The organism is Herbidospora galbida (genome assembly GCF_005233835.1).
In the GTDB taxonomy this organism is placed as follows: domain Bacteria; phylum Actinomycetota; class Actinomycetes; order Streptosporangiales; family Streptosporangiaceae; genus Herbidospora; species Herbidospora galbida.
In genome coordinates this window covers 194,620-210,625 of record NZ_SZQA01000008.1, presented here as the reverse complement: position 1 = coordinate 210,625, position 16,006 = coordinate 194,620, and the positions used below count along the sequence as shown (strand labels likewise).

At 70.6% G+C, this 16,006-nt stretch carries 13 protein-coding genes; 8 read left to right on the top strand and 5 right to left on the bottom strand.

Annotated features, from left to right (window positions below):
* Positions 1 to 159 precede the first annotated feature (159 nt).
* The gene (locus FDA94_RS11590; RefSeq protein WP_137247051.1) at positions 160 to 1,644 is read right to left on the bottom strand and encodes a sodium:solute symporter family protein; all 1,485 of its coding nucleotides are present in this window, start codon (positions 1,642 to 1,644) and stop codon (positions 160 to 162) included.
* Between the two features lie 180 nt (positions 1,645 to 1,824).
* Here FDA94_RS11590 and FDA94_RS11585 point away from each other — a divergent pair, with 180 nt between their 5' ends.
* The 7 genes from FDA94_RS11585 to FDA94_RS11555 all read left to right on the top strand — a co-directional run bounded on the left by FDA94_RS11585 (position 1,825) and on the right by FDA94_RS11555 (position 9,906).
* Positions 1,825 to 3,282, top strand: a complete 1,458-nt coding sequence (locus tag FDA94_RS11585; RefSeq protein ID WP_246059769.1) for a pectate lyase family protein — start codon at positions 1,825 to 1,827, stop codon at positions 3,280 to 3,282.
* A gap of 129 nt (positions 3,283 to 3,411) precedes the next feature.
* The gene (locus tag FDA94_RS11580; RefSeq protein ID WP_137247050.1) at positions 3,412 to 5,925 is read left to right on the top strand and encodes an FtsK/SpoIIIE family DNA translocase; all 2,514 of its coding nucleotides are present in this window, start codon (positions 3,412 to 3,414) and stop codon (positions 5,923 to 5,925) included.
* Between the two features lie 59 nt (positions 5,926 to 5,984).
* Positions 5,985 to 6,716, top strand: coding sequence for a helix-turn-helix domain-containing protein (locus tag FDA94_RS11575; RefSeq protein WP_170990889.1), 732 nt, complete (start codon positions 5,985 to 5,987; stop codon positions 6,714 to 6,716).
* A gap of 29 nt (positions 6,717 to 6,745) precedes the next feature.
* Entirely contained in the window at positions 6,746 to 8,152 is a 1,407-nt protein-coding gene (rimO, locus tag FDA94_RS11570) for a 30S ribosomal protein S12 methylthiotransferase RimO (protein ID WP_137247048.1), read from the top strand.
* Between the two features lie 41 nt (positions 8,153 to 8,193).
* Positions 8,194 to 8,802: a CDP-diacylglycerol--glycerol-3-phosphate 3-phosphatidyltransferase gene (pgsA, locus tag FDA94_RS11565; RefSeq protein ID WP_062340714.1), complete on the top strand. Its 609-nt coding sequence runs from the start codon at positions 8,194 to 8,196 to the stop codon at positions 8,800 to 8,802.
* A complete protein-coding gene (locus FDA94_RS11560; RefSeq protein WP_137247047.1) occupies positions 8,799 to 9,296 on the top strand; it encodes a CinA family protein in 498 nt (165 codons plus the stop codon). Before pgsA ends, FDA94_RS11560 begins: the two co-directional genes overlap by 4 nt.
* A 253-nt stretch (positions 9,297 to 9,549) precedes the next feature.
* Complete coding sequence (locus FDA94_RS11555; protein WP_030450836.1) at positions 9,550 to 9,906, top strand: helix-turn-helix domain-containing protein; 357 nt, start codon at positions 9,550 to 9,552, stop codon at positions 9,904 to 9,906.
* Here the strand turns inward: FDA94_RS11555 and FDA94_RS11550 are convergent.
* The 3 genes from FDA94_RS11550 to FDA94_RS11540 all read right to left on the bottom strand — a co-directional run bounded on the left by FDA94_RS11550 (position 9,903) and on the right by FDA94_RS11540 (position 13,069).
* Positions 9,903 to 10,682: a DNA-formamidopyrimidine glycosylase family protein gene (locus FDA94_RS11550; RefSeq protein WP_137247046.1), complete on the bottom strand. Its 780-nt coding sequence runs from the start codon at positions 10,680 to 10,682 to the stop codon at positions 9,903 to 9,905. The genes FDA94_RS11555 and FDA94_RS11550 overlap by 4 nt on opposite strands.
* 120 nt (positions 10,683 to 10,802) lie before the next feature.
* The gene (locus FDA94_RS11545; protein ID WP_062340711.1) at positions 10,803 to 11,270 is read right to left on the bottom strand and encodes an RrF2 family transcriptional regulator; all 468 of its coding nucleotides are present in this window, start codon (positions 11,268 to 11,270) and stop codon (positions 10,803 to 10,805) included.
* A gap of 50 nt (positions 11,271 to 11,320) precedes the next feature.
* Positions 11,321 to 13,069 carry an endonuclease/exonuclease/phosphatase family protein gene (locus FDA94_RS11540; protein ID WP_170990888.1) on the bottom strand — a complete coding sequence of 583 codons (1,749 nt, stop codon included), beginning with the start codon at positions 13,067 to 13,069 and terminating at the stop codon, positions 11,321 to 11,323.
* A gap of 126 nt (positions 13,070 to 13,195) precedes the next feature.
* Between FDA94_RS11540 and FDA94_RS11535 the strand changes: the two genes are divergently transcribed.
* Positions 13,196 to 14,374: an ROK family transcriptional regulator gene (locus FDA94_RS11535; RefSeq protein ID WP_137247044.1), complete on the top strand. Its 1,179-nt coding sequence runs from the start codon at positions 13,196 to 13,198 to the stop codon at positions 14,372 to 14,374.
* A 48-nt stretch (positions 14,375 to 14,422) separates the two neighbouring features.
* On the opposite strand, the gene FDA94_RS11530 is transcribed toward FDA94_RS11535, so the two are convergent.
* The gene (locus tag FDA94_RS11530; RefSeq protein ID WP_137247043.1) at positions 14,423 to 15,877 is read right to left on the bottom strand and encodes a glycoside hydrolase family 3 protein; all 1,455 of its coding nucleotides are present in this window, start codon (positions 15,875 to 15,877) and stop codon (positions 14,423 to 14,425) included.
* Positions 15,878 to 16,006 lie beyond the last annotated feature (129 nt).

Below are 16,006 nucleotides of genomic sequence, written 5' to 3'. Positions count from 1 at the left end.
GGCCACGAGGTCTCCGGTGATCAGGTTTTTCTTGGTCGATCAACCCACTTACCGGAGACCTCTTCGCGTACCCGGCCACGACACGCCGCAGCGCATACCTACTTCGAAACAGGCCCTAGACGTGTGAAGGCCCCCACCGCGCCATGGGGGCCTTCTCTCTCAGGTACGCGCGGGGTCGTGGTCGTCGTTCAGTGAGTCGATCAGCTCGTCGCGGTCGCGGGTGCGCTCGGGCCGCAGGAGGCCGACGGCGACGTACAGGACCAGGGAGGTGACGAGGGGCACGCCGACCACCACGGCCTGGTCGGTCGAGCCGGCGATCCACTTCACGTAGGCCCAGACCGACAGCCCGGCCGCCCACGAGACGATCGCCGCCAGCGGGCCGCTGCGGCGGAACCACGGCAGCATGCCGAGCATCAGCGGGATCGAGATCGGGCCCATCGTCGCCGCCACCAGGTCGACCACGATCTTCAGCACCACCCCCTGGCCCTCGGTGGTGATCGCGATGACCATGCTGATCAGCACGAACGCGAAGGTCGTCACGCGGGCGAAGGTGAGCTGCGCGGCGTCGGCCAGGCGGCGTAACCGGGGCATCAGCACGGGCGCGATGTCGCGGGTGATCACCGAGGAGATGACGTTGGCGTCGGAGGAGACCATCGCCATGGTGTGGGAGAAGAACCCCGCCAGCACCAGGCCGATGACCCCCTGCGGCAGCAGGGTCTGCGCCAGCTTCACATAGGCCTCCTCGGCGTTGGCCAGGCCCGGCACGATCAGCGGCGCGGCGAACATCGGGATGAACAGGATCAGCGGCCAGACCAGCCACAACGCGCTCGACAGCAGCGCCGACCGCTTCGCCTCGCTGCCGCTCGGCGCGGCCATGTAGCGCTGCGCCAGGTTCCACATCCCGCCGTTGTACTCGAAGGTCTTGATGAACAGCAGCGCCAGGAAGAACGTCACCGTGTACGGCCCCGCGAACGGGTCGCCGTGGCCTTCGGGCAGCCGGTCCCACATCGTCCACAGCGTCGGCAGCCCGTCGAGGTGGCCGAGCACCGCGAAGAACATCGCGATCCCGGCGACGCCCTGGATGACGAACTGCCCGAAGTCGGTCAGCACGTCGGCCCACAGGCCCCCGGCCGTGATGTAGACCATCGTGACGAGCCCGGTGACGAGGATGCCCCAGAAGATCGGGATGCCCGCGAACCCTCTCAGGAGGATCGCGATGGCCACCCACTTGGCGGCGATGTCGACCACCTTCAGCAGCGCGCCGCTGTAGGCGAGCACCTGCTGGGCCGGCAGGTTGTAGCGCCGGGCGAGGTATTCCAGTGGCGAGGCCACGCCGTGCACCGCCCGCAGCCGGTTCCACCGGGCCGCCCACAGGAACGCCCCGATGCCGACGCCGATGCCGATGGTGAGGGCCCACCACACATACATGGCCAGGCCGTAGTTGTAGGCGACCGCCGCGAACGCGACGAACATGATCGCGCTGTAGCCGGACATGTGGTGCGAGATCCCCGCCAGCCACCAGGGGATGCGCCCGCGCGCGGTGAAGAAGTCGATGACGGTGTGGACGCGGCCCTTGGACCAGACGCCGATGCCGATCATCACGACGAAGTAGGCGGCCAGGACCGACCAATCGAGTGCAGACATGCCTGGAGATTCCACTACACAGAACAACGTGTCAACACATGAAATATCGTTCCGCCACATGAAACTTTCAAGCGCTTTTTCGTGTACGCCCATGTCGTGAAGATCGATCTGACCTCACCGTTTCACTACATGAAACGTGCGCTTATGGTGTGCACCGACCTTGAGAGAGGAGCTTCACACGTGTCCAGATTGAGTGTCAGAGGACGGCTCTTGGCCGTCTTCGGCGCCGCCGTCCTGGCCGTCGCCGGCGTCGTGGTCCCCATGACCACGTCCGCCCAGGCGGCCCCGGGCGCCGGTACGTACTCCGTGGTCAACCGGGGCAGCAACCTCTGCCTCGACGTGCTGAACTTCAGCACGGCCGACAACGCCGGGCTGATCCAGTACGCCTGCACCGGCACCACCAACCAGCGCTTCACCCTGACCGCGCAGAACGGCGGCTACCGCATCACCGCCGGGCACAGCGGCAAGTGCCTGGGCGTCCAGGACAACAGCAGTTCGGCGGGCAAGGCCGTCGTCCAGCAGACCTGCACTGGCTCCGCCTCGCAGACCTGGACGTTCTCCGACGCCGCAGGCGGCACCCGCATCGTCAACGGCAACGGCGGCAAGTGCGTGAACACCCGCGACAACTCCACCGCCTCCAACGCCGTCATCCAGCAGAACTCCTGCGACAACGTGGTGACCAAGCACTGGACGTTCACCCCGTCGAGCGGCCCGCAGCCCACGCCGACGGTCACCCCCACCCCCAACCCGACCCCCACGCCCACCCCGACGGTCGGCCCGCCGCCCGGCGGACTGGTCGGCTGGGCCACCCAGGGCGGCGGCACCACCGGCGGCGGCAACGCCTCGGCCACCACCGTGACTAGCTCGGGCGCGCTGACCAGCGCGATGTCCGGGACCAACGCGGCCGTGATCCGGGTCTCCGGGACGATCTCCTGCTCCGGCATGCTCCGGGTCGGCTCCAACAAGACGATCATCGGCAACTCCGGCGCGGTCATCCAGGGCTGCGGCCTGAACGTCGCCGAGGCCACCAACGTGATCATCCGTAACCTGACCTTCCGGAACTGGAACGACGACGCGATCAACGTCCAGTACTCCACCCGGGTCTGGATCGACCACAACACCCTGTCGAACGGCTACGACGGCGCGATCGACGTCAAGCGGGCCAGCGACTACGTGACGATCTCGTGGAACCGCATTTACGACCACGACAAGTCGATGCTGCTCGGCCACGACGACGGCAACGGCTCCGAGGACCGCGGCCACCTCCGGGTGACCTACCACCACAACTGGTTCGACGGCACCGGCCAGCGCCACCCGCGCGTCCGGTTCGGCAACCCGGTCCACGTCTACAACAACTACTACGGCGGCGTGAGCAGCTACGGCGTGGCCTCGACCGAGGGCGCCGGCGTGCTCGTCGAGGGCAACTACTTCGAGAACACCGAAGACCCCTACCACCTGGGCGAGGGCGACTCGGGCCCCGGCACCCTGGTGGCCCGCAACAACCACTTCGTCAACTCGGGCACGGGCCAGGCCGGCGGCAGCGTCGCGTCGATCCCGTACTCCTACTCCCTCGACACCGCCTCCAGCGTCAAGTCCATCGTGACCGGCGGCGCGGGCGCGGGACGCATCAACGTCTAGCCCGTCACCCGGTTACCTGACCTGACCGGGCGACGTCCAGAAGAGAGGCGCCGGTCCCCGTCCCGGGGGGCCGGCGCTTCTCGGCGCGCTTACGTGTTTATGGGGCGGTTGCGCAATACCGTGACCATCATGGCCACCCGTGCGTCCTCCGGTGGGAAGCGGCCGACGTCTCGGCAGACGCCACGTCCCGCCCCCCGCCCGACCGTCAAGAAGAAGGCGCCACCGCCCCGCCGGAAGCCGGCGCCGCCCAAGCGGCCGATCGGCACCGGGAACGACCCGCTGTCGTGGGTGTTCCTGATGATCGGCAAGCTCGTCGTCGGCATCTGGACCCTGATCGCGAACGCGATCGGCGGCGCGGCGCGGGCCATCGGCAACGGCGCGCGCGACCTCGACCCCGCCCACCGGCGCGACGGCCTCGGCCTGGCCGTGCTGGCGGGCGCGATCGTGCTGGCCGCGATGACGTGGCGGACCAGCAAGGGCTCGGTGGCCACGGTGGTCGACGCGGTCGTTCGCGGCACGGTCGGGTCGCTCTTCTGGTCGGTGCCGCTGATCATGGGCCTGATCGCCTGGCGGCTGCTGCGCCATCCCGACCAGAACGGCGAGACGGGCCGCATGCTGATCGGCTTCACCGCGCTGGCGGCCGGCATCCTCGGCATCGTGCACGTCGCGCACGGCACCCCTTATCCGGCGGGCACCTCCGACGACGGGATGGACAAGGTCTCTGCCGCCGGCGGCATGCTCGGGTTCATCGTGGCGGCCCCGCCCGACAGCATCCTGCCGTCGTTCATCACGATCCCGCTGCTGCTGATGCTGGCCGGGTTCGGCGCGCTGGTGGTCACCGCCACGCCGATCCACCGGGTGCCCGAGCGGCTCGGCGAGATCAAGGTGCTGCTGTTCCAGAAGCCCTTCGAGAACTCCTCCGACAAGAAGCCGAAGAAGAAGCAGCCGCGCCCCGAGCCCGGCGAGCACGTCAAGCCCTACGACACGCCGATCCTGCGCGAGAAGCCGACCGACCACTCGCCGGAGATCGTGCCGGGCCTGGTCGACGACGAGCCGCTGCCGCCGCCGGTCGACGAGCCGCCCGCGCCCCAGCAGACGCTGCCGCCCGAGCCCACCCCGGCCCCGCGCAAGGTCGAGCAGCTCATGCTGTCGCCGCAGGCCGGCCCCTACACGCTCCCCGACGCCCAGATGCTCCGCCCCGGCAGCGCGCCGAAGGCCGAGACCAAGGCCAACAAGACCGTCGTCAACGCGCTGACCAGCGTGCTGGAGCAGTTCGCCATCGACGCCCAGGTCACCGGCTTCACCCGCGGCCCGACCGTGACCCGCTACGAGATCGAGCTCGGCCCGTCGGTCAAGGTCGAGAAGGTCACCGCGCTCACCAAGAACATCGCCTACGCCGTCAAGTCGGCCGACGTGCGCATCCTGTCGCCGATCCCCGGCAAGTCGGCGATCGGCGTCGAGATCCCCAACGTCGACAAGGACCTGGTGTCGCTGGGCGACGTGCTGCGCTCACAGGTGGCCCAGGCCGACCACCACCCGATGATCGTCGGCCTCGGCAAGGACGTCGAGGGGCGCACCATCGTGGCCAACCTGGCCAAGATGCCGCACATCCTCATCGCGGGCGCCACCGGCGCGGGCAAGTCGACCTGCATCAACGGCCTCATCACCTCGGTGCTGATGCGGGCCACCCCCGACGAGGTCCGGATGGTCCTGGTCGACCCCAAGCGGGTGGAGCTGTCGGCGTACGAGGGCATCCCCCACCTCATCACCCCGATCATCACCAACCCGAAGAAGGCCGCCGAGGCCCTCGAATGGGTCGTGGGGGAGATGGACCGCCGCTACGACGACCTGGCCGCCAGCGGCTTCCGGCACGTCGACGACTTCAACAAGGCCGTCCGGGCCGGCAGCCTCGTCCCCCCGCCGGGGAGCGAGCGGGTCTACCAGCCCTACCCCTACCTGCTGGTGATCGTCGACGAGCTGGCCGACCTGATGATGGTCGCCCCCCGCGACGTTGAAGACTCGATCGTCCGCATCACCCAGCTGGCCCGCGCGGCCGGCATCCACCTCGTGATCGCCACCCAGCGGCCCTCGGTCGACGTCGTCACCGGCCTGATCAAGGCCAACGTGCCGTCGCGGCTGGCGTTCGCCACCTCTTCCCTGGCCGACTCGCGGGTCATCCTCGACCAGCCGGGCGCCGAGAAGCTGGTGGGCCAGGGTGACGCGCTGTTCCTCCCGATGGGCGCCAGCAAGCCGATGCGGCTGCAGAACGCGTTCGTGTCGGAGAAGGAGATCGCCGAGGTCGTCGGCCACTGCAAGACCCAGATGCAGGTCGAATACCGCTCCGACGTGGCCGCCCAGGCGACCGCGAAGAAGGAGATCGACGAGGAGATCGGCGACGACCTCGACCTGCTGGTCCAGGCCGCCGAGCTGATCGTGACGACCCAGTTCGGCTCGACCTCGATGCTCCAGCGCAAGCTGCGGGTCGGGTTCGCCAAGGCGGGCCGCCTGATGGACCTGCTCGAATCGCGGAACGTGGTCGGCCCGAGCGAGGGCTCCAAGGCCCGTGAGGTGATGGTGAAGCCCGACGAACTCGCCGGGCTGCTCGCAGATCTCCGGGGTGGTGACCCCGGCGCTACATCATAGTGTTGTTACTGATTGAATGTAACTCACTACTCAGCGTCGGGATGGGCGGGGGGCCGCAGATGTCCATCGGTGGAACGATCTCGGAGGCGCGGGAGCAAAGGGGGCTGTCCGTAGCCGACCTGAGCCGGCGCACCCGGATCCGCGAGGCGATCATCGTCGCGATCGAGCGCGACGACTTCTCCGCGTGCAACGGAGACTTCTACGCCCGCGGTCACCTGCGGGCCCTGGCCCGCGAACTGGGCCTGGAGGGCGACGACCTGGTCCGGGAGTACGACGCCCTGACGGGCGGTCCGCGCCCCGGCGTGGGCGCGATGTACCCGATCGACAAGGGCATCAAGCTGCGCGAGCGGCGAACGCCCAACTGGACGCTCGCGATGGCGGTCGCACTCGCCATCGTGGCCGTCTTCGGCGTCGGCCGCATCATGGGCAGCGCGATCAAGGCGCCAGAGAAGCAGTCGGTCAAGGTCAACTCGGCCCCGGCGGCGGTCAAGGCGGCGCCTCCGGCTGCCGCTCCTGCGGCCCCGGCCAAGGCGACCCACGTCACGGTGAAGATCACCGCGACCAGCGAGGCCTGGATCCAGGTCCGCGACGCGAAGAAGAAGCGGGTCTTCATGGGCGTGATCCCGAGCGGCGACAGCCGCAGCTTCCGGATCAAGGACAAGGCGCGCCTGACCTTCGGCAACGCGGGGTCGGTGCAGCTCAACGTGAACGGCCGCGACCTGGGCGCTCCGGGCCGCGCGGGGGAGACGGTCACCCGGACCTACGGGGTTGACGTCCCGGTTCCCCGGTAGTGGCCGATCCCCGATACCGTAGCTTCATCATGTCTTCACGCCGAACCGTTTCCATGATCACGCTGGGCTGCGCCCGCAACGAGGTCGATTCAGAGGAGCTCGCCGCGCGCCTGGAGTCCTCGGGCTGGGCACTGGGTGACGACGATCCCGACGTGATCGTGGTCAACACCTGCGGGTTCATCGAGTCGGCGAAGAAAGACTCGATCGACACCATCCTCGCGGCGGCCGACTCGGGCGCCAAGGTCGTGGCCGCCGGCTGCATGGCCGAGCGCTACGGCACCGAGCTGGCCGGGGCGCTGCCTGAGGCCGCCGCGGTGCTGTCGTTCGACGACTACACCGACATCGGCGCCCGCCTCGACGACGTGCTCGAAGGGCGGGCGCTGACCGCCCACACGCCGCGCGACCGGCGGGCCCTGCTGCCCATCAGCCCGGTCGAGCGGCACGCCGCGCCCGTCGCGGTGCCCGGCCACGGCGACCTGCCGACCGGGCTCGCGCCCGCCTCCGGCCCGCGCACCCTGCGCAAGCGGCTGACCGGCGGGCCGGTCGCCTCGCTGAAGCTGGCCTCGGGCTGCGACCGGCGCTGCACCTTCTGCGCGATCCCGGCCTTCCGCGGCGCCTACGTCTCGCGCCGTCCCGAAGACCTGCTCGCCGAGGCCGTCTGGCTGGCCGGTCAGGGCGTGCGGGAGCTGGTCCTGGTCAGCGAGAACTCCACCTCCTACGGCAAGGACCTGGGCGACCTGAGGGCGCTCGAGAAGCTGCTGCCGCAGCTGGCCGCCGTCGAGGGCATCGACCGGGTCCGCGTCAGCTACCTGCAGCCCGCCGAGCTCCGGCCCGGCCTGCTCGACGTGATCGCCGGCACCGAGGGCGTCGCGCCCTACTTCGACCTGTCCTTCCAGCACGCCAGCAACGCCGTCCTGCGGCGCATGCGGCGCTTCGGCGACCCGGCCCAGTTCCTCGGCCTGCTGAAGCAGATCCGCGAGCGGTCCCCCGAGGCGGGCGTGCGCTCCAACTTCATCGTGGGCTTCCCCGGCGAGACCGAGGAACAGTTCGGCGAGCTGGTCGCGTTCCTCGAAGAGGCGCGTCTCGACGTCATCGGGGTGTTCGGCTACTCCGACGAAGACGGCACCGAGGCCGCGGGGTTCGACGGCAAGCTCGACCAGGACGTCGTCGACGAGCGGGTGGCGATCCTCACCGAGCTGGCCGAGGAGCTCACCGCCCAGCGCGCGGAGGAGCGCATCGGCACCGAGCTGTCGGTGCTGGTCGAAGACGACCTGGGCGACGGCGGCTACGAGGGCCGCGCCGCCCATCAGGGCCCCGAGGTCGACGGTTCGGTCACGGTCCAGGGCATCGGCCTGGTTCCGGGGCAGATCGTCCGCGCCGTCGCGGTCGACTCGGAAGGGGTTGACCTGATCGCGAGGATCAAGGCCACGACGTGACCCAGAGCAACGACCCGCCACGGGATTCGGCTCCGTCGGTGATGGCCGACGCCGCCCCCGAGCGGCTGGTGGTGACCGATCCGGTCGAGCCTGCCACGCCTCCCGTGAGCGCCTGGAACATCGCCAACGCGCTCACCGTCATGCGGCTGCTGGTCGTTCCCGCGTTCATCGTGTTCCTGTTCCTCGACGGCACCGGCTGGCGGCTGGCCGCCCTCGGCGTCTTCATGTTCGCCTCGATCACCGACCAGCTCGACGGCTTCCTGGCCCGCAAATACGGCCTGATCACCGACTTCGGCAAGATCGCCGACCCGATCGCCGACAAGGCGCTCATCGGGTCGGCGCTGGTCTGCCTGTCGCTCCTCGGCGAGCTGCCGTGGTGGGTGACCGTCGTGATCATCGCCCGTGAGCTGGGCGTGACCGCCCTGCGGTTCGTGGTGATCCGGTTCGGCATCATCCCGGCCAGCACCGGCGGGAAGATCAAGACCGTCCTGCAGATCTTCGCCGTCGGGTTCTTCCTGGTGCCGGGCCTGCTCGACGTGGTGCGCTGGGCCACCATGGGAACCGCCGTCCTGGTGACGGTGGCGACCGGCGTCGACTACGTTGTGCGGGCAGTCAGGCTGCGGCAGGTGGCCCGGAGGGAACAGGTGTGACCGACTCGACCGCCGCGAAGGTGATCTCCCTGCTCGCGGAGCGGGGTGAGACTTTCGCCGTGGCCGAATCCCTCACCGGCGGGCTCATCGGGGCCACCGTGACCGATGTGGCCGGCTCGTCGGCCGCCTTCGTCGGCGGGGTGATCAGTTACGCCACCGACCTGAAGGCCCGGCTGCTCGGCGTGCCGGCCGACCTGCTGGCCCGCGAGGGCGCCGTCCATCCCGACGTGGCCGCCGCGATGGCCGCGGGGGTCCGCAAGCTCACCGGCGCGACCTGGGCGGTCGCCGTCACCGGCGTGGCCGGCCCCGACCCCCAAGACGGCCGGGCCGTCGGCACGGTCTACTGCGGGCTGAGTGGCCCCGGATCCGTTTCGAAAGTCGTTGACCTGCGATTGACCGGAGACCGCCAACTCATCCGTATCCATACGTGTGAGATGGCTTTGGATCTACTTCTAGGTGTGCTGCTGGCCAATTCGGGGGAACATTCGGGGTGATTACCGCGTTACGTCCCCAGCGAACATGCTCACCATGGTCTGCCGTGGTGTCGCTCGATACAGGTACGGTGGAGCTGTGAGTGAGGTCCGTGAGCCATCGGCGAGGAGCAAGTCCACGGCGCGCCCGGCGCAGGGGCCGAGCGAGCCAATGATGACGGCGAGGAGTATGTACGAAGGGCGCGGAAAGAACGGGCGATATGAACCGAAAGCGCGGAGCGTCGTGACGGCTCCCGCGCCGGGAAGGGAGCGACAGATGGTCCTGCTGCGTCAGCTTCTCGGCGACGTCCTGCGGCGGCTACGGGTGCGGCAGAGCCGCACACTGCGCGAAGTCTCCACGCTGGCACGGGTCTCCCTCGGCTATCTGTCCGAGGTGGAGCGTGGTCAGAAGGAGGCGTCGTCCGAGCTGCTCGCCTCGATCTGCGGTGCCCTGGGTGTGCCGCTGTCGCAGGTGCTGCGGGAAGTCTCCGACCAGTTCGCGCTCGCCGAGCTTCAGCACGCGCCTGTCTTGGCCGACGTGCCCGAGCGTGAGCGCCTGCCCATCACGGAGACCGTGCCCTCCGGGCCGGAGTTCGACGGTTTCCCCGAAGTCAAGGACATGGTGGCCGCCTAGCCCGGCTGGCAGCGCGGGCACCAGTAGATCAACCGCTCACGCGGTTGTGATCCCATCTCTCCACGTTCGATCATCGTTCCGCAGACGCGGCAGGGAAGGTGTGCCCTGCCGTAGACGAACAGCGCACGACCCGGTCTCGGGTCGCCGGTCGTGACCGGTCCATGTTCGTTCTTGTTCTCCACCAAGAGGCGGTGGGCCGTTTCGGCCAGCCCCGCCAGATCCGCCACGTCCCCGGTGCGCCGCCACGGCCCGACGCCGGAGACGAAGAGCGTCTCCGCACGCCATATCGTGCCGATTCCCGCCAGATTGCGCTGGTCGAGCAGCGCCTCCCCGATCGTGCGATCGGGATCCCCGAGCAGGTTCGCGACGGCCCTGTCCGGGTCCCAGTCGGGGCCGAGCAGATCGGGGCCGAGATGCCCCACGACCTGGTCCTCGTTCGCGGTCGGCAGCAGGTCGACCACGCCCAGCTTGATGCCGGCGGCCTGCCAAACACTGTTGGCCAGCACGACCCTGACCACGTCGCCGCCCCGCAGCGGAGTGCCCGCCCTGGTGACCCGCCAGGAGCCGTCCATGCGCAGATGGGTGTGCAGGGTCACGCCGCCCTCGACCCGGGTGAGCAGGTTCTTGCCCCGGCTCACCGTGGTCAGCACCCGCCGGCCCCGCAGGTCGGCGGTGGCGTAGCGCGGCACCCGGAAGTCGGACCGGGTCAGCTCCCGGCCGTCGAGCGCCGCCCGCAGGCGCTTGGCCGTGCGGTAGACGGCGTCGCCTTCAGGCATCTGCGCCCCCGGCGGTCAGCCGACCGGGCAGGAGACCGCCGGGCGCAGGGCCTCCGGGTGCCTGGCCTCGTGACATCCGGGCACCGGGCGTCAGGCCCTCCCGCGCGGGCTCCCCGGGCATCAGACCGGGGCGTTGGGGGAGTCCCAGGCGGAGGGGTCGTCGGAGAGGTCGGTCACCCGCTTCGGGAGGTCGCCGGTGGCGATCTGGTCGAGGGTGACCTCTTCGAGGATGGCGCGTTCGCTGGCCCGCAGGGCGATCCAGACCTGCTGGAGGGCCTGGGCCGCGCCGGTGTAGCCCACGTGTTCGGGGCGTTCGCCGCGGACGTTGGCCAATGGGCCGTCGACCGCGCGGATCACGTCGGCCAGGGAGATCTGGTTGGCGGGACGGGCCAGGACGTAGCCGCCCTCGGGGCCTCGCTGGCCGCGGACCAGCCCGGCCCGGCGCATCTGGAGCAGGATGTTCTCCAGATATTTGGGCGGCATCTCCTGGCCCTTGGCGAGTTCGCCCACCGTGGTCGGGCCGTCGCCGGACGCGGCCAGCTCGGCCGCCGCCCGCAGGGCGTAGTCGACACGCGCAGAAAGTCGCATGTAAACGATTATCCCGCCTGGTTGGGACTGGTTGACCTGGGTCCCCCAACTCAGTTGACGCGGATCCGCACGACGACGGGCAGATGATCGGAGAACGGCACCCTGGGGACCTCGGCGGACACGGCCGTGAGCCCCTCGGTGAGCAGCACGTGATCGATCCGTTTGACCGGATCATCGGCCGGAGACGTCGGCGGGTCGCCGAAATCCTTCAGCGGGTCGGTCAGGCCGATCTTCTCCATCATCGTCACCAGCGCGGGATCGTCCGGGGTGAGGTTGAGGTCGCCCGCCAGCACCGCCGTGCGGGGCGTCACGGCGCGCAGCGCGGCGCTCTGGAGTCCGGGCTCCTGAAGGTGGGTGTTGACGATGCCGACCGGCCTGCCGCCGACCTCCACCGTCACCGTCTGGGCCTGTGCTCCGGTCGGGTATCCGGCCGTGATTAGGGGCATCGACTGGATGTCGCGGACCGGGAGGTTGGTCAGCACGGCGTCGCCCCACAGCTCGTCGGCGGCGGGGGCGAAGCTGTAGTGCATGCCGAGCCGGGTGGCGATGCGGTCGAGGTCGTCGTGGCCGCCGTTGAGGAACCAGCCCCGGTCGACTTCGCTGAGCAGCACGACGTCGGGCTTCTTGGAGGCGGCCCAGTCGGCGATCTCGTCGAGGTCGAGGGTGCCGGACAGGCCGAAGCCCATTCTGATGTTGTACGTGATCAGGGTGAACTCGTCGCGGGCGACGGCCAGGCCGGGGCTGTCGGTGCCCGACGGCTTGGGGAAGGCCCACAGGGCGAGCACGGCCAGGGCCGCCGCCACCGCCGGGAGGGTCCCGGGCAGGTCGGGCAGCCGCACGGCCGTCGCGGCGACCACGAGACCCAGGGCCAGCACGACGTAGGCGTTGTCGAAGCCGAGGGCCAGGTCGTAGGCGGCGTAGTAGACGAACGTGCCGACGAAGAAGACGATCATGCCGGCCAGTAGCGCGCCTCCCGGACGGCGGCCCGCCGGGCCGTCTCCGGCCACGCGCAGGCACCAGCCCAGCCCCAGGACGAAGATCGGCAGGGTGGCCACCTGGAGTCGGCCGTCGTCGTGGGCGATCCAGGCGGCGACGACCATCAGGACGGGGGCGAGCTGGGCCGGACGGCCCGCCGTCCCGGCCAGCGCCAGCACGGCCAGGGCCGCCAGCAGCGCCAGCGACGGCCAGAGGCGGTCGCCGGGCGTGACGCCGTTGCCGATCAGCGCCGACGGGCCCAGATACATCCCCGCCAGCAGCAGCGCCGGGCCGAGGGCGAACCACAACCGGCCCGGGGCGGGTTCGGCCGTCTCGGTGACGCCGAGCGCGGCCCAGGCGAAGGCGGCGCAGACCAGCACCGTTGGGATCCACGGCAGGAGCCCGTCGCGCCAGACCAGGTCGAGGTGGCCGATCGACAGGTGGAGGGCCGGGGAGAGGGCCAGTCCGAGGGGGAGGGCCAGGCGGGCGTGCGACCGGGTCACGAGCTGCGCGGAGCCGTACAGGAAGACGATGCCGGCGGTGACCGACACGGCGCTCACGTAGAGCTGGGGTAAGCCGCCGTCGGTGGCCTGCAGCACGACGCGGCCCACGGCCAGCACGGCGCCGCCGCCCAGCAGCGCCCACCGGGCCGGGAGGAGGAGGGCGAGCAGCGGCAGGACGAACCACAGGGCGGCGAACAGGCCCAGCTGCTCCGGCGGGGTGTCGCCGGCCCGGCCGTAGATGGTGATCAGGGAGGGGAGCAGGACGCGCACGGCGTCCATGAGGAGGAGCAGACCCAGAGTCACTGCCGCTACGGGACGCATGAATTGATCCTTTCGTCCGGGTGGGAGCGGTATCAAGGGTCGATTTCCGGGAGCCCGTATAGTCGCTAAGCTGGCCGGAAAAGTTTGTTGACAGTTTTCGCGGGGGCGATCATAGAAAGCAGGAGCATGGAGCGACGTCCTGGCGTGCCCAGGTTGCTCCGGGAGATCAACGACCGGGCCGCCCTCGAACTTCTGCTGGCCTCCGGGCCGCTGACGCGCGGCCAGATCGGTGACCTGACCGGTCTGTCGAAGGTGACCGCCTCCCAGACGCTGTCGCGGCTCGAGGAGCGGGGGCTCGTCGAGGTCGTCGGTGAGCAGGCCGGGAACCGGGGGCCCAACGCCGCCCTCTACGGCGTGATCGCCTCGTGCGCCTATGTGGCGGGGCTCGACGTCGGGCCCGAGCACGTCACCGCGGCCATCGCCGACATCAAGGGCGACGTGGTGGCCGAGGTCACCGCGACGCCGAACGGCGCCGACGACCCCGTCTCGATGGTCCACAACGCGGTCGTGAAGGCCTGCCGGTCGGCCAAGGTCGCGCTGTCGCGGCTGAAGGGCGTCGTGATCGGCACGCCCGGTGTGGTCGACCCGCGCACCGGCGACGTGCAGTTCTCCTTCGACCTGCCCCACTGGCACGAGGGCATCCACGAGGCGCTGGCGCGCGACCTGAAGCGGTCGGTGCGCATCGAGAACGACGTGAACCTCGCCGCCATCGCCGAACGGTCGAAGGGCGCGGCACGGCGGGCCGACGACTTCGTGCTGCTGTGGGTCGGGCGCGGCATCGGCCTCGCGGTCGTGCTCGGCGGGCGGCTGCACCGGGGTCGCTCGGGCAGCGCGGGCGAGATCGGCTACCTGCCGGTGCCCGGGGTGCCGCTGGCCGAAGACGTCCGGTCGGAGCCGGGGCGGCTGCCCTCGCTCGCGGGCGGCCTGCAGTCGCTGGTGAGCTCCGTGGCGGTGCTCGACCTGGCCCGTGACCTGGGGTTCGAAGGGGCCACGGCGGCCGAGTGCGTGACCGCCGCCGTCGACGCCGGCGACCAGGGCGACCGGCTGCTCGACGAGATCGCCTCCCGGCTCGCGCTCGGGGTGGCGTCGGTGTGCGTGGTGCTCGACCCGGGGCTGGTCGTGCTGGCCGGAGAGGTCGGGCTGGCCGGGGGCGTGTCCCTGACCGGGCGGGTCGAACAGGCGGTGGCCCGCATCTGCCCGATCAGGCCGCAGGTCGTGACCTCCGAGGTGCCCGGCAACCCGGTGCTGCGCGGCGCGGTGATCGCGGCCCTGGAACAGGCCCGCGAAGAGATCTTCACCTCGTAGCGGCCTGGCCGCCCCGGCGCGCGATGGCCGGGGCGGCGACCTTCGGGGTCAGGCGGTGAGGAGTTCGACCGCCGCCTGGGCGTTGGCGCGCGCGGCGCCGTAGGTGGCGATGTGTACGCCGTGGTCGGGCCGCCAGATCGGCAGGCCCATCTCCATGACGACGCTGTCAGGGCGGGCCGAGACGAGTTCGGTCACCAGTTCGCGGCTGGCGGGGTAGCGGTGGGCGTCCTTGACGACCACGACCAGCGATCGGCCGCGGGCCCGGGTGAGCAGGTCGGTGGCCCGGGCGTCCTCCGGCTTGACGCGGACGATCTCAGCTTCGGGCAGCCACGGCGCGACGCCCCACGGCACGTCGCCGACGGCGATCGTGGGCGGGGTGTCGATCTCGACCACGAACGGGTTCCTGAGGGGCAGGGTGGCCCCGCTGATCCGGACGGCGCGGCGGGCCGCCTGCAGGCCGACGACGGTGTCCTCGGTGTGCTGGCCCCGGGTCTCGCGGGCCCAGTCGCGCAGGCTCTGGGCACGGGCGACGGCCTCCTCTAGGCGCTCGACCGGGAGGTCGCCCGCCCGGACCGCCGCCACGATGGCGGTGATGACGCCCTCGGTCTCCTCGTACGTGGGGATCGAGCCCATGCACAGCAGGTCGGCGCCCGCCTTGAGGGAGAGGACCGCGCCGCCGCCCAGGCCCACGCTCTTGGTGATGGCGTGCATGTCGAGGGCGTCGGTGACGACCACGCCGTCGTAGCCCAACTCGCCCCGCAGCAGCGTGGTCAGCGCCCTCGGGCTGAGGGTGGCCGGGGTGTCGCCGGTCAGCGCGGGGACGGCCACGTGGGCGGTCATGATCGACCGGGTGCCGGCCTCGATCGCGGCCCGGAACGGGGCCAGCTCGCGCTCGCGCAGGAGCTCCAGGGAGGCGTCCACGACCGGGATGGACAGGTGGGAGTCCTCGGTGGTCGCGCCGTGGCCGGGGAAGTGCTTCACGCAGGCGGCCACGCCGAGCGACTGCAGGCCGCGCACGGCGGCGACGGTGTGGCGGGACACGAGCGCCGGGTCGGCGCCGAAGGAGCGGGTGCCGATCACCGGGTTGTCGTCGGCGGTGTTCACGTCGGCCGACGGGGCCATGTCGAGGTTCACGCCGGCCTTCACGAGGTCGCCCGCGATCGAGCGGTAGACCCGCTCGGTCAGGTCGACGTCGTCGACGGCGCCCAGGGCCGCGTTGCCCGGATATTCGCTGCCGACGTGGTAGGCGAGCCGGGTGACGTCGCCGCCCTCCTCGTCGAGCGAGATCACCGGATCGCCGGCGTTCGTCAGGCTCGACGTGAGGGTGGCGACCTGGTCGGGGCCTTCGACGTTGAAGCCGAAGAGGCAGACGCCGCCGAGACCTCCGGACAGCCCGTCCAGCACCCAGTCAGGCGCGGTCAGGCCCCGGAAGGTCACGAGCAGCGTGCCGGCCGCGAGACGGCGCAGCCCCCGATCGCTGTGGCTCGCGGGTACTCCAGGCATGGGAACTCATGACTCCGATCATGGACATGGGAAGGTACGACCCCGGGTCCCGGGGCCGTACCCGCTCAGGGAAGCGAGACGCGGACGGCCGGAGGCCGGCCGTGGCTCGCGCTGCGAATCTGCCTTGGA